Annotated in this window: 14 protein-coding genes; 5 read left to right on the top strand and 9 right to left on the bottom strand. The window is 66.5% G+C overall.

The annotated features are described in order from the left end of the window. Window positions 1–14 precede the first annotated feature (14 nt). From DW352_RS07425 to DW352_RS07385, 9 genes are all read right to left on the bottom strand, one after another. On the bottom strand, window positions 15–1,505 hold the full coding sequence (locus tag DW352_RS07425) for an aldehyde dehydrogenase (protein WP_115689940.1): 1,491 nt from the start codon (window positions 1,503–1,505) through the stop codon (window positions 15–17). Then, window positions 1,505–3,205, bottom strand: a complete 1,701-nt coding sequence (locus tag DW352_RS07420; RefSeq protein WP_115689938.1) for a thiamine pyrophosphate-binding protein — start codon at window positions 3,203–3,205, stop codon at window positions 1,505–1,507. The genes DW352_RS07425 and DW352_RS07420 overlap by 1 nt, the downstream gene beginning before the upstream one ends. A gap of 18 nt (window positions 3,206–3,223) precedes the next feature. Continuing rightward, on the bottom strand, window positions 3,224–4,015 hold the full coding sequence (locus DW352_RS07415) for an SDR family oxidoreductase (RefSeq protein WP_170153510.1): 792 nt from the start codon (window positions 4,013–4,015) through the stop codon (window positions 3,224–3,226). A gap of 10 nt (window positions 4,016–4,025) precedes the next feature. Next, the gene (locus tag DW352_RS07410) at window positions 4,026–4,901 is read right to left on the bottom strand and encodes an IclR family transcriptional regulator (RefSeq protein WP_115689934.1); all 876 of its coding nucleotides are present in this window, start codon (window positions 4,899–4,901) and stop codon (window positions 4,026–4,028) included. Beyond that, entirely contained in the window at window positions 4,894–5,730 is an 837-nt protein-coding gene (locus DW352_RS07405) for an alpha/beta fold hydrolase (protein WP_115689932.1), read from the bottom strand. The genes DW352_RS07410 and DW352_RS07405 overlap by 8 nt, the downstream gene beginning before the upstream one ends. Then, window positions 5,727–6,590 carry an ABC transporter permease gene (locus DW352_RS07400; RefSeq protein WP_115689930.1) on the bottom strand — a complete coding sequence of 288 codons (864 nt, stop codon included), beginning with the start codon at window positions 6,588–6,590 and terminating at the stop codon, window positions 5,727–5,729. Before DW352_RS07400 ends, DW352_RS07405 begins: the two co-directional genes overlap by 4 nt. 5 nt (window positions 6,591–6,595) lie before the next feature. Next, window positions 6,596–7,573, bottom strand: a complete 978-nt coding sequence (locus DW352_RS07395) for an ABC transporter substrate-binding protein (RefSeq protein ID WP_115689928.1) — start codon at window positions 7,571–7,573, stop codon at window positions 6,596–6,598. Window positions 7,574–7,666: 93 nt separating this feature from the next. Further along, complete coding sequence (locus DW352_RS07390) at window positions 7,667–8,821, bottom strand: FAD-dependent oxidoreductase (RefSeq protein ID WP_115689926.1); 1,155 nt, start codon at window positions 8,819–8,821, stop codon at window positions 7,667–7,669. After that, a complete protein-coding gene (locus DW352_RS07385; RefSeq protein WP_170153515.1) occupies window positions 8,818–9,615 on the bottom strand; it encodes an ABC transporter ATP-binding protein in 798 nt (265 codons plus the stop codon). The genes DW352_RS07390 and DW352_RS07385 overlap by 4 nt, the downstream gene beginning before the upstream one ends. A 296-nt stretch (window positions 9,616–9,911) precedes the next feature. On the opposite strand from DW352_RS07385, the gene DW352_RS07380 reads away from it, so the two are divergent. The 5 genes from DW352_RS07380 to DW352_RS07360 all read left to right on the top strand — a co-directional run bounded on the left by DW352_RS07380 (window position 9,912) and on the right by DW352_RS07360 (window position 13,532). Continuing rightward, on the top strand, window positions 9,912–10,775 hold the full coding sequence (locus tag DW352_RS07380; protein ID WP_115689922.1) for an IclR family transcriptional regulator: 864 nt from the start codon (window positions 9,912–9,914) through the stop codon (window positions 10,773–10,775). 28 nt (window positions 10,776–10,803) lie between these two features. Next, a complete protein-coding gene (locus DW352_RS07375) occupies window positions 10,804–11,334 on the top strand; it encodes a cupin domain-containing protein (protein ID WP_115689920.1) in 531 nt (176 codons plus the stop codon). A 114-nt stretch (window positions 11,335–11,448) separates the two neighbouring features. Beyond that, window positions 11,449–12,399 carry a VOC family protein gene (locus tag DW352_RS07370; RefSeq protein WP_115689918.1) on the top strand — a complete coding sequence of 317 codons (951 nt, stop codon included), beginning with the start codon at window positions 11,449–11,451 and terminating at the stop codon, window positions 12,397–12,399. Window positions 12,400–12,410: 11 nt separating this feature from the next. Next, window positions 12,411–12,770 carry a hypothetical protein gene (locus DW352_RS07365; protein ID WP_115689916.1) on the top strand — a complete coding sequence of 120 codons (360 nt, stop codon included), beginning with the start codon at window positions 12,411–12,413 and terminating at the stop codon, window positions 12,768–12,770. A gap of 9 nt (window positions 12,771–12,779) precedes the next feature. Continuing rightward, the gene (locus DW352_RS07360) at window positions 12,780–13,532 is read left to right on the top strand and encodes an SDR family oxidoreductase (protein WP_115689914.1); all 753 of its coding nucleotides are present in this window, start codon (window positions 12,780–12,782) and stop codon (window positions 13,530–13,532) included. Window positions 13,533–13,536 lie beyond the last annotated feature (4 nt).

The raw sequence follows: 13,536 nt of genomic DNA, 5'->3' as shown, positions 1-13,536 counted from the left end.
GCCATCCTCGATCCTCACAACGCGCTTTTGGCCCAAGGATGGGGTGCTTCGCTCAGATCGCAATACAGCGACTTCTGCGCCATCCAGGCCCGGATGCCTTCGCGGCCCTTCTCGCGGCCGAGACCGGAATCCTTGGTGCCGCCGAACGGCGTCGAAATCGAGAACTGCTTGTAGGTGTTGATCCACACCGTGCCGGTGTCGATCGCGCGCGCGATCCGCCACGCCTTGGGGAAGTCGCGGGTGTAGATGCCGCAGGCGAGGCCGTAGCTGTTGTCGTTCGATTGGGCGACGAGATCGTCCTCGTTGTCGAACGGCAGCACAGCAAGCACCGGACCGAACACTTCCTCACGGCATAACCGGCTGTCGTTGCCGAGACCGGCGATGATGGTCGGACGATAATAGGTACCGTCGGCATAGCCGGTGCCGGTGGGGCGCTCGCCGCCGGTCAGCACCTTGCCGCCGTCTTCGCGGGCGCGCTTGACGTGGCCCTCGACCTCGTCGCGATGCTTCGGCCGGATCAGCGGGGCGACTTGTGTCGTCGCTTCGAACGGATGGCCGACGCGCAGCCGCTCGGTCGCCGCGACCAGCTTGGCAACGAACGCATCGTAGATCGATCGCTCGACGAACAGGCGCGAGCCGGCGATGCAGGACTGCCCGGTCGAGGAGAACACGCCGAACATCACGCCGGCGACGGCAAGATCGAGATCGGCGTCGGCGAAGACGATGGTCGGCGACTTGCCGCCCAGTTCGAGCGACACCGGCATCAGCTTGTCGGCGGCCTTGCGCGCAATATCGCGGCCCGTCTCGGTGCCGCCGGTGAAGGACACCTTGCGGATGGCCGGATGCGTCACCAGCCGTTCGCCGACGATTGCGCCCGCGCCGGGCAAGGTCGAGAATAGGCCTTTCGGCAGGCCGGCCTCGTCGATGATGCGCGCGAGTTCGAGACAGACCAGCGGGCTCCAGGACGACGGCTTGAGCAGGATGGCGTTGCCGGCGGCGAGCGCGGGCGCGACCTTCTGCGCGTCGGAGGCGATCGGCGAATTCCACGGCGTGATGCCGGCGGTGACGCCGAGCGGCTCGTAGACCGACATGGTCAGGTAGTTGCCGCGCGCGGGGGTGAGGGCGTCTTCCGCCGTCTCGAGCGCCGCCGCCATATAGCGGAAGGTGCCGGCGGCGCTGAGCGCCAGGGCGCGCGTTTCGGTCAGGGTCTTGCCGGTGTCGCGCGACTGCACATGCGAGATGCGGTCGGCGTTGCGGGCGATGCCTTCCGAGATCTTGTAAAGGAACGTCGCGCGTTCATGCGGCAGCAGCTTGCGCCACTTGGGATCGTTGACCGCTTCCTGTGCGCGCGCGATGGCGAGGTCGGTGTCCTCCAGCGAGGCGCCGGCCAGCTTGGTGTTGACCGAGCCGTCGGCCGGGAAGTTGGACGCGATCTCGGCGCCACCGCCGCGACGCCATTCGCCGCCGATATACAGCTTGTCCTGGAAGGTGACGGCCTGGTCCATCAGGAATTCCCCGCGGCGCCGGCCGGCGGGCCGGCAAAGCTCTGGCTGAACGGGCCGATCGCGACCATGTCGATTTCGATCAGGCGCGGGCCCTTGGTGGCGAGCGCGCGGTCGAAGGCGGCCTCGAACTGCGCAATGTCGGCGATGCGTTCGTGCGGCAGGCCGACCGCCTGGGCGATGAGCGCGAAGTCCGGCGTCAGGATGTTGGAATAGACGTGACGGCTGCCGTACTGCGCGTCCTGGATGTTGCGGATGACGCCGTAGCCTTTGTCGTTCATCAGCACGAACACCATGTCGGCCTGCATCTCGACCGCGGTGGCGAACTCGCCGATCATCAATTGCGCGCCGCCGTCGCCGAGCAGCGTCACGGTCTTGGCAGGCCCACCGGCCAAAGCCGCACCGATGCCCATGGCGATGCCTTGGCCGATGCCGCCGCCGAGCGCATGCACGCCCAAGTGGGGCGCGGCGATGCGCACATAACGGTTGCCGAAGGTGCTGTTGGAGATGGTGACGTCGCGCACCCAAGGGTGGCCGTTCTTGAACACACGATCGCGGATCGTGTCGGCGAGCGCGCTATAGGGGCCGAGGCCGTTGCGCAGCGTCGCTTCGGCGCGGGCGCGCGCGGCGCCGATATCGGCAAGGAAGGTCGCGTCGGCGTCGAGCTTGGCGGGCAGCCGCGCGAGAAGGCCCTCGAGCGCGAGCTCCGCGTCGGCGTCGATGAACATGTCGACCGGATAATTGCGCGCGGCCTGCGTCGGATCGGCGTCGATCTGGACGATCGGCGGCAGCGGCATGCGGTTGTTCTGGGTTTCGTTGCCGCGCAGGCGCGAGCCGACCACGATCAGAAGATCGGTGCGGGCATAGATCTCCATCGCCTCGCGCGTCATGTTGAAAGCGCCGAGGCTGTGCGGATGATCCTCCGGCACGACGGCGCGGCCGTTGGTCGAGGTGACGATGCCGAAGCCGCGATCGGCGAGGGCGGTCGCCGCTTCCGCCGCGCCCCGCGCGCCGCCGCCGAGCCACAGCATCGGCCGCTTGGCCTTGCGCACGCGTTCGGCCAGAACATCGAGCTGCGCGCTGTCGGCGTCGCGGCGTACCGCTGGCGGCATGCCATTCAGCGTGCGCAGCGGCACCATGCTGCGTTGGACGTCGACCGGAATCTCCAGGGTCACGGGCCCGCTCGGCGCGCTGATGGCTTCGCGCGCCGCGGCGACGAGCGTGTCGATGGCGGCGGCCGGCTCCCAGACGCGCAGATAGCACTTGCTGATCGCCTTCAGCATGTCCGGCTGACGCGGCACGTCATGGATGGCGGCGCGATCGCGGTCGGCGAATTCGCGGTCGACCTGCGTGGTGATATGCAGCACCGGCGAACCGGCGGTGAGGGCTTCGACCTGCGAGCCGGCGGCGTTACCCGCCGCGGTGCCGGTCGAGGTGATGGCGACGCCGAGCGAGCGCGACACACGGGCGTAAGCGTCGGCCATGTTCATGGCGCCGGCTTCGCCGCGCGCTGGCACGAAGCGGATGCGGCCATGGCGCGCGATCGCGTCGAGGATCGGCATGTTATGAATCGAGATCACCCCGAACACGGTGGTGACGCCCATGTCGGCGAGGGCGCGTGCGATGGCGTCGCCGACCGGTTCGCTCTGAAGCGCATGGGTCGGTGGTGAGGCGCGCTCGGCGGTGATGACGGAGAATTTCATGGCCTTCGTTGCCCGGTCCTAGATAAAGCGCGAAACGCCGCCCGAGATTTCGAGGCTGGCGCCGGTGATGTAGCTGGCGGCTTGTGAGCCGAGGAAGACGATGGCGCGGGCGGGCTCTTCAGGTTCGCCCAGCCGCTGCAACGGGATCTTCTTGTCGCGCGCAAGCGCGCCGTACCACGCTTCGCGCGTCTGCGTTTTGTCGGTGCGCGCTTCGAAGCGGCGCTGCCACTGACCGCTATCGACGAGGCCGATCAGGATCGTGTTGACGCGGATGTGCGGTGCGAACTCGGTCGCGAGCGACTTGAGCAGGTTCTGCACGCCCGCGCGCGCCGCCGAGGTGCAGACCATGTGCGCCTCGGGCTGCAGCGACAGCAGCGAATTGACCGCGACGATGGCCGGCGCCGGCGCCGCGTCGAGCAGCGGCTTGAAGGCGCGGATCGGCAGGATCTGGCTGAAGAACTTGAGATCGAGCTCCTCGCGCCATTGCGCGTCGGTGGTGTTGGCGAAGGTCGAGACGCGGCCCTGACCGGCATTGTTGACAAGCAAATCGAGCTTGCTGCCGCCCCAGGCCGCGACTTTGTCGGCGAAGGCTTTCACCGCGTCGGCGTTCAGCACATCGCAGACTTCGGCGAGGGCCGCGCCCGGCTTAATGGCGTCGAGCTTTTCCTTGGCGGCGGCGAGGCGCGCGGCATCGCGGCCGCAGATGGCGACGCGGGCGCCTTCGGCGATGAGGATTTTCGCCGTGGCCAAGCCGATGCCCGAGCTTCCGCCCGTGACCACCGCGACGCTGTTGCTCAGTCCCAAGTCCAAAGCCGTACCCTCAATTTGCGACGGGCGACGATGTACGCCGCGAACGATCGACCGCTCTCGCTTCGGCGCGCGCGGCGGTCGCGCCGTGCCAGCCGAGCCGTTGCGAAATCTCGGCCGCCGCGGTTTGCACCTGCGCGCCAATCTGCGTGTGGCGCGCGGTGCCGGCGAAGTCGGCGGCATGGCCGCTCACATTGAGCGCGGCAATCGGCGTGCCGGTCGCGTCGAAGATCGCGGCCGCGACCGAACTGATGCCGGCTTCGTAGTTGCCGTCGCTCCAGGCGAGGCCGGCGATGCGGTCGGCGTCGAGTTGGGCGTGCAGCTGCGCCAAGGTTACCGAGGTATGCGGCGTCACTGCCTTGAGCACCGCGCCGGCATACATGCGATCGACGCGGTCGGGCGGCATATGCGCGAGCATGATGCGGCCCATATTGGCGGCGTGCGCGGGCAGGCGGCTGCCGATGCGGATATTGCTGGCGAAAGCGTGGTTCGGTACGCGGCGCACGATGTAGACGATCTCGAGGCCATCGAGCACGCCGAGATGGGCGGAGAGGCTCAGGTTCTCGGCGAGCCGCGTCAGCACCGGCACCGAGATCTGCACCAGGTCCTCGGAGAAGAAGGCCTGCGCCGTGATGCCGATGAGGCCGACGCCGATGCGCCAACCCTGGCCCTCGGGCCGCGGCTCGATGAAGCGTTCGGCTTCCAGCGTGTGCAACAGGCGTAGCAATGTGGTGCGGTTGATGCCGAGCTCGCGCGCCGTGCGCGACATGTTGGTGACGCGATCGCCCTCGGCGATATGGCGCAGCAGACGCGCGGCACGTTGCACCGGCGGCGAAATGTAAAGGCCGTCGTCGCGCTCTTCCGTTTCGGCGGCGTGCTTTTCAGCCATGGCCGGCCTCGATCAGTTCGGCAAGCAGCGCCGCGACGGCCGCCGGATTTTCTTGCGGCATGGCGTGACCGGTGCCCGCGATCTCGTGATAGCCGGCGCCGTTCGGCAGTGCATCGTAGGTCGCGCGGGCGTTGGCGGGCGGCGTGATGACGTCCTCGGCACCGACGGCGACGAGTGTGGGCGCGGTGATCTGTGCCGCGTCGGCCAGCAAATCGCCGGCGCCGAGCGCGCGCACGGCCTGTGCGTAACCGGGCGGATTGACCGCCGCCATGGCCTCGCGCACGGAGGCGAGCACCTGCGGCTTGCGTTCGGGCTCGAACACGAGGCGCGCCGCACGCTGCGCGGCGAACGCTTCGGGGCCGAGCGTCTCGATCTCGTCGATGCGGGCCTGCACCTTGGGCGGCAGCGTTTCGCCCGGGGCGATCTTGTAGCCGAGCGCGGGCGACAACAGCGCGAGCGACGCAACGCGCGAGGGATAGAGCGTCGCAAAGCTCGCCGCGAACAGGCAGCCGAGCGAGTGACCGGCCAGCACGATCCGCGTCAGGCCGAGCCCATCGAGCAGCTTGGCGAGGGCCTGGGCATAATCGCGCGGGGTGGGGGCGGCAACGGTCAGCGGCTGCGACGTCGCGTAGCCTGGCGCATTCCAGGCGATGACGTCGAGCGCCGGCGGCAGCGCCGCCATCAACCCGGTGTAGCTCTTGGCGTTGCTGCCGATGCCGTGCAGCAGCACCAGCGGCAAGCCCGCGCCACCCCGGGCGGGGCGACGCAGGAAGCCGATGCCGGCGACATAGCCGGGCGTCGCGCGCGCGATGTCGGCGGCGATCGTCATGGCTGCGGACGGCTCTCCGATGCGCGCGGCACATAGTGCAGCACGCGGGTTTCGATGGCGGTGACGGCCCAGTACATGACGATGCCGATCACGGTGAGCAGACCGATGGCATCGAACACCATCGCCGTGTTGGCCTGGCCCTGACCGAAGCTGATGAGATAGCCGAGGCCGATCTCGCCGCCGACCAGCTCACCGACCGTGATGCCGATGACGGCGAGCGTCGCGCCGATGCGCAGGCCGGCCATCAGGTTCGGCATCGAGTAGGGCAGCATGACCTTCATGAATATCTTTGCCTTGCTCATGTTGTAGGCGCGGGCGAGGTTGACCAGATCGCGGTCCATCACCCGCATCGCCTGCAGCACGTTCACCAGGATCGGGAAGAACACGACCAGGATCGTCACGATCAGCTTGGGCCAGGCGTTGTAGCCGAACCACAAGATGAACAGCGGCGCGAAGGCGACCTTCGGCGCGATCTGCAGCGCCAGGATATAAGGCGACAGCACCTTCTCCCAGGTCGGCAGCAGGCCGAGCGCGTAGCCGACAACGGCGCCGAGCAGGCCACCGAGCACGAAGCCGAGGATCGACATCGACGCGGTCGAGATGAAGTGCTTGAGCAGGTTCTCCTGGAACCACATGCGCACCATCTCGCTCGACAAATCGGTGACGCGCGGGATGATGTATTTCGGCACGCCGAGCGCCGGCGGTAGATATTGCCACGCGACCAGAACGATGATCGCGACGGCGAGGCTGGCGAGCGGCACCGCGGCGCCGCGCCGCCAGAGACCCCGCGCCAGTATGGCGCGGGGCGAGAGGCGGTCTTGGACCGAGGGCGTCGCCTCGTTGGACATCGCGGTGCTCATGGTTCTTACTTGACGAAGTCGTTGGTGTAGAGATCTTCCACCGGCACGGCCTTCTGGATGATCTGGTTCTCGACGTAGAACTTCTGCACGGTCGCGAGACGCTTCGGATCGAAGGTGCCGAGCGCGGAGGCGGGCTCCGTGGCGTAGACGTCCTTCACGTAGCGGCCGAGAATTTCCTTGAGATAGGCTTCCTTGCCGGCGTGCTGCGGCACCGCGGCGACGTAGTCCTTCACCGCGGAATCCTGGTCGGCCATGCAATCGCGCACCGCCTGCAGCACCGCATGCACGAAGCCGCGCACCGCTTCCGGACGCTCCTTAATGAATTTGTCGGAGGAGAGGATGGCCTGCGCCATGGCGGGGAAGGTCTTCTCGACGTCGAAGTAGTCGAGGGCGACGCCGCCCTTCTCGATGTCGATCGCCCATTCCGGCGTCGCCATGATGCCGTCGAGTGACTTGGCAATCATGAGCTGCGTGACCCCGGCCGGACCGACGGCCTGGATCTCGAGCTGGTCGCGCTTGATGCCGTTGGCGGCGAGCACCGCGAGCAGGGCGTAGTAGCCGGTGTCCTGATAGCCGATGACGCCGAGCTTCTTGCCGACGAGGTCCTTCGGCGACTTGACGTTGCTCTCCTTGCGCGTGACCAGCTTGAACAAGGGATGCGAGCCGAGCTGCGCCACCGCGCGCACCGGCAGATCGTTCGGGCGCACGATCATCGATGTCTCGCCAAGGCCGCCGCCGAGATCGGCGTTGCCGACGCCGACCTGCTTGGCGACGTCAGCGCCGCCGCGGCCGGTCTGGAAGGTCACTTCGAGGTTGTTCTTGGTGAAATAGCCGCGCTTGAGCGCGAGCTGGAAGGGCAGGAAGGCGGGCAGGAAGCCCGGCGCCGGAAAGAGATAGGTGACCTTTTCCGGCGCGGCAAAAGCCGGACGAATAGCGGCAGCGGCAACAAGACCGCCGAGGGCGGTACGACGCGTGATCAGCATATCAATTAACTCCCCTGGTGCTGTGAGGCCGGACGTCAGTCACGCCGAGCATCGGTTGTAATAGATCGTTCTCGAAGCGGTTCACGGCGGCCATCAGATCGGCTCCGCCATGCGTGCGTAGAAATCGTCGACGTCTTTCTGCGCGCCGGCCTGCATCCGCGTGTTTCGGATTTGCGACGCCGCGGCGTCTTCGATCGCGCCGGCTTCGCCGACGCGGCGCGAGGCGTCCTGCACGAACTTGCAGCGTTCGAAACGGCGCTGGCCGAAAGCATCGAGCGTCGCCGGAATGTCGGAAGCGTCGCCCAACATGTCGGCGAGCACGATGGCGTCCTCGAGCGCCATGGCGCCGCCCTGACCCATGAACGGCGAGGACGAGTGCGCGGCATCGCCGATCAGAACGGCGCGGCCGCGGCTCCAGGGCAGGGGCAGGTGCACTTCCTCGACCGAGGTGTAGAAGACCTGCGCGGCATCGGTGATTTCGGCGAGCAGCGCTTCGGCCGGGCCTTTGAATGCCGCGAACTTCACGCGCATCTCCTGCGCCCAGGTGTCGCGCGCATAGAACGGCTTGCCGGGCTCGCGCGTCGTGCCGAACATATAGAGCTGGTCGCGGCTGATCGGCATGATGCCGAGGCGGATGCCAACGCCCATCATCATAATCTTCTGATCGATGCTCGCCGGCTTCTTGTGCATCGAGCGCCAGACGCCGAAGCCGGTGTAGGTCGGCTCCAGCGCGCCGAACAAGAGCGTGCGAATCTGCGAGCGGATGCCGTCGGCGCCGACGAGGACGTCGCAGGTCATGGTGCTGCCGTCCGACAAGGTAACGCTGGCGGCGCGCGTCGCATCGCCGGTTTCGACAGCCGTCACCGTGGTGCCGAGCCGGACGTCGACGCCGAGCGCCGCGACGGCGCCTGCCAGAATGCGGTGCAGCTCGGCGCGACGCATGCCGACGATGGCCGGAATGCGGTCGCCGATGCCGGGATAAAGCGTGCGCGTGATGGCCTTGCCGTCGGCCGCGAGATAGAGATTGCCGCCGTCGGGGCTCACCCAGCCGCTGGCGCAGATGTCGTCGAGCACGCCGAGCCCGTCGAGCGCGGCAAGGCCGTTGCTGTAGATGAACAGGCCCGAGCTCAGCGGCGCCCACTGCGCCTCGCGCTCGATCAACGTCGTCGTCATGCCACGGCGGGCGAGTGCGATCGCGAGCGCCGAGCCCGCAATGCCGCCACCGATGATGACGACGCGTCGGTTCATGCGTCTTCCCGCGTGTCGATGTGCAGCGAGTGGAAGAGATGCTTGACGATCTCGCCGGCGCGCGGCGTCGCGACGCGCGCGATCGGGTTGTCGCGGTCGGGCAGACCGACCTCGATTTCCTCGACGATGCGGCCCGGCCGGTCGCTCATCACCAGGATGCGGTCGGACATCGCCACGGCTTCCGAGAGGTCGTGCGTGATCAGCAGCGTGGTCAGGCCCGAACTGGCGATGGTGCCGGCAAAACTCTTTTGCAGCACCAGCTTGGTCTGGGCGTCGAGCGCGGAGAAGGGCTCGTCAAGCAGCACCACATCGGGGTCGATGGCGAGTGTGCGGGCGAGGGCCGCGCGCTGCCGCTGGCCGCCGGAGATTTGATAGGGGTAACGGTCGGCGAATTCGGTCAGCCGGCAGCGCTCCAATTCGCGCATCGCGCGCTGGCGCCGCTCGGACCCGCTCATCTTGCGCGCCTCGAGGCCGAACTCGACGTTGTGCAGCACCGTGCGCCAGGGCAGCAGCAGATCCTTCTGCAGCATGAAGCCGACGCTGGAATTCGGGCCGGAGACCTCGACGCCGTTGAGCGCGACGCGGCCCTCGCTCGGCCGGTCGAGACCGGCGACGAGATTGAGCAGCGTGCTCTTGCCGCAGCCGGACGGTCCGACGATGGAGACGAATTCGCTCCGGCGGACGTCGAAGGAAAGATTGCGGACCGCGGTGAAGGGCGGTGCGCCAACGGTGCGCCCCGGAAAGCGGCGGGCGACGTCCTGTAACTCCAATACCTGCGTAGCTGTAGACGCCACCGCGGAGCTCCCCGTCGAATTGTTCGTATATGAACTATGAGTTCGTACTTTCGACAGTTCAATCCTGAACAAGCGTCAGAGTCAATCCTTCATCAGCGCCAAATTTTGTGCAGTGCATGCATGCGGAGAGAGCAAAATGCCGCAGTGCGTATGGATTATTGGAAGAGCGTTATCGAAGGAGGGGGCGACCGGAAACGATATATCCCTGGGCTGCGCGCGCTTTTCGCTTTTCGACGGATGTTTTATTTGATATATTGTGTTTAGCATATAAAACATCGGCGAGCGTCCGTAGCTTCATGGTCAAGAGCCGCGACAAAGTGACCGCGTCGAAGGGGGCAAAATCGGCCCCCGCCGCGGACCTGTCCGACCGCTATCTCGTGCCGGCGCTGATCCGCGGTCTGAATATCCTGCAGGAGCTGTCCGGCGAGCGGCGGCGGTTGACGCTGTCGGAAGTGGCGGCGGCGCTGGGCGTCACACGCTCATCGGCCTATCGGCTGCTGTTTACGCTCGGCCATATGGGCTTTGTCGCCTTCGACGCCGACACCAAGACCTACGCGCTGGGACCGCAGGTGCTGCAGCTCGGCTACGGTTATCTCGCCTCGCGCGACCTGGTCGAGGTCGCCATGCCGCATCTCGTGCGCTTGCGGGACCGCACCGGCTGGTCGGCGCATCTCGGCGAACTGCACGGCCGCGACGTCGTTTATCTTGCCCGCGTCGCGACGCGCCGCTCGATCGCCTCCACGGTCCATGTCGGCACACGCCTGCCGGCGCGGTCGACGACCATGGGCCGCATTCTGCTGTCCGGCTTGTCGGCGGATGAGGTGAGGGAGCTTTACCGCGACGAGCCTTTCGCCGGCGGTGGCGTCTCGCTCGAGAGCTTCATTCAGCAACTGGCCGGCGATCAGGAAGCCGGCGCGGTGGTGCAGAACTCGGCCTATGAACCCGGTGTTGCCAGCATCGCGGCGCCGATCCGCGACATGACCGGGCACATCATCGCCGCCATCAACATTTCCGCAGTCGCGCTGCTCACCAACGATGGCGAGCTCAACGGCCCGTTGCGGGCCGAAGTGCTCGCGGCGGCGGACGCCATTTCACGCGACCTCGGCCATCAGGCCGACGGTTCGGAAACCAAGGACCTCAGCCGCAGGTCCGCACGATAAGACAGGCACAAACGAGAGGAGTTGAGACATGGACGACGTGACCCGCCCGAACCAGCGTTCCTGGGACCGCCCGGAAGGCGCGAGCTTCGAAGACTGGATGAAGACCCGCATCGCCCGCGTGAGCGACCGGCCTTATGACTGGAACGCGCTCAAGTTTCAGGCCGACTTCGATCCGAAGTATCGCCGCGCGCAGAAGCGCTTCATCGGCACCGGCGGCACCGGCGTGAAGAGCGACACCAACGTCATTCCGGCCGAGCACTTTACGCTCTCCAACATGATCATCCCCGCCGGCGGCGAGGGCCCGATGCATCTGCACGTCGACGCCGAAGAGGTGTTCTTCGTGTTGCGCGGCAAGATCAAGGTCATGGTCGAGAAGGACGGCGAGTACTTCGAGGCCATCCTCGGCGAGCGCGATTGCATCTCGGTGCCGCCGGGTGTCTATCGCGGCGAGATCAATATCGGCGAAGAGGACGCGATCATGATGGTCATGATCGGTTCGCCCAAGCCGATCACGCCGACGTATCCGGCGGATCATCCGCTGGCGAAGATCAAGCGCTGATCTAGCACCGGCGCGCCGGACCAGGGAGTTGTAATCCGGCCCGGCGCGCCGTCGATTGTTTAAGTTGATCGGCCTGCGACTATTATCCGCGCGCCGACTGCAGGGGAGAATTCGATGTCGCTGATGGGTATCGATGCCGTCGTGTTCGGCGTCGCCGACATGGCCGAATCCAAACGCTTTCTCGAGGACTGGGGCCTGACACAGGTCTCGGCGACCGCGGACAAGCTGATTTACCGCACGCGCGACGGCGCCGAGGCGATCGTGCGGCCGATGGAGGCCGCCGATCTGCCGCCGGCGATCGAGGCCGGCAAGACGGTGCGCGAAGTCATCTGGGGCGCGGCCAACGAGCAGGAGCTCGAGGCGACGCTGAAGAATTTGCGCGGGCTCGACAGCTTTCAGGTCGGCGCCGACGGTCTGCCGCGGGTGAAAGATCCGAACGGCATGAGCCTTGCGTTCCGGGTGTCGAAGCGCACGCCGGTCACCGTGCAGCCGACCATGCCGAACGCGCCGGGCTCGCATAACCGCGTCAATTCGCGCTCGCCGATCCACACGCAAGCGCATCCGATCAACATCGGTCACGTCGTGCTGTTCGCCAACGACTTCGCGGCGATGCGGGCCTTCTACACCGAGAAGCTCGGCTTCCACATCAGCGACGAATATCCGGGCCATGGCGTGTTCATGCGCTGCCAGAAGGTCGGCGATCACCACAACACCTTCGTGCTCAACCGTCCCGGCAAGCCGGGCATCAACCACGTCGCCTTCACCGTCACCGACATTCACGAGGTGATCGGCGGCGGCATCGCGATGAGCAAGAAGGGCTGGAAGACGGAGATCGGCCCCGGCCGGCATCCGATCTCCTCGGCCTATTTCTGGTACTTCGAAAATCCGCTGGCGGCGCCGCTCGAATATTACGCCGACGAGGACTACTGCACCGAAGACTGGAAGCCGCAGACCTTCGAGCGCAAGCCGGAACTGTTCGCCGAATGGGCGATCGCCGGCGGCATCGACGGCAACACGCGCCGCCAGGCGCAGGGCATCGACAAGAGCGGCCGCGGCCACGCCTAAGGAGCAATGTCGTGACCCCGGACGTGCGGCGCATCGTGGCGGTTGAGGCGCATCGGCGGCGGTCCGGCCGCTGTCCGGTGCGCGTGCATTCGCTCGGCACCGGCGAGACCTTCGAGATCAAGCCGACGGCGGACGGCTTCGTCGACGTGACGACGGGGCTCTCGGTGCGCTCGAACGGCAACGACATTGTCGTGCCGACCGGCGCGATCGAGCTCAAACTGGTCGGCGACGTGTTCTTCGAAGGCGTCGAGCGGGCGAGCGGCGAGCCGTTCTCCGGCCGCGCCGGCGGCGGTTCGTCGGTCACGCTCTATGACCGCGATCGCAACGATTATTTCCAATACGCGGTGGTCGCCGAAGGCGATGCCACCTGAAGGACGACCATGACGCAGCGCTTTAGCGGCAAACGCATTGTGATCACCGGGGCGGGGCGCGGCTTGGGCTTCGCCTTCGCCGAACGTCTGGCGCGGGAAGGCGCCAGCGTGATCATCGCCGAGATCGACGAGGCTCTGGGCCATGAGGCCGAGAAGGCGCTGAAGGCGCAAGGCCTCGATGCCCGCTTCGTGCAGACGGATATCTCATCGGAAGCCTCGGTTGCCGCGCTGGCGAAGGCATCGGTGGAAGGTGTCGACGGCATTCATGGCGTCGTTGCCAATGCCGGCTGGGCCAACAATGTCGGCGGCAAGCTCTATGACGAGATCACGCCGGACGTCTGGGATCGTATGATGGCGATCAACGTGCGCGGCACCTGGCTCACCATTCGCGCGCTCGGACCTTTGGTGAAGAACGGCGGCGCGATCGTCACGTTGTCGTCCGACACGATCTATTGGGGCGCGCCCAAGCTGTTGCACTACGTCACCAGCAAGTCGGCGATCGTCGGCATGACGCGCTCGCTCGCGCGCGAGTTCGGCGAGCGCATGATCCGCGTCAACTGCCTGTTGCCCGGCCTGACGAAGGTCGAGGCAACGAAGGACATCCCCGAGACGCGCTGGAACGACTACGCCGAGCGCACCATTCTCAAGCGCACGCAGCAGCCCGACGATCTCGACGGCGTCGTGGCGTTCCTATTGTCCGACGATTCCAAATTCATCACCGGCCAGACGCTCGCCGTCGACGGTGGTTTCTCGATGCACTGATATC

Origin of the sequence: Pseudolabrys taiwanensis, from assembly GCF_003367395.1 — a bacterium.
GTDB classification, from domain to species: domain Bacteria; phylum Pseudomonadota; class Alphaproteobacteria; order Rhizobiales; family Xanthobacteraceae; genus Pseudolabrys; species Pseudolabrys taiwanensis.
The sequence above is the reverse complement of the archived record's forward strand: the minus strand, read 5'-3'. Positions and strand labels throughout refer to the sequence as shown.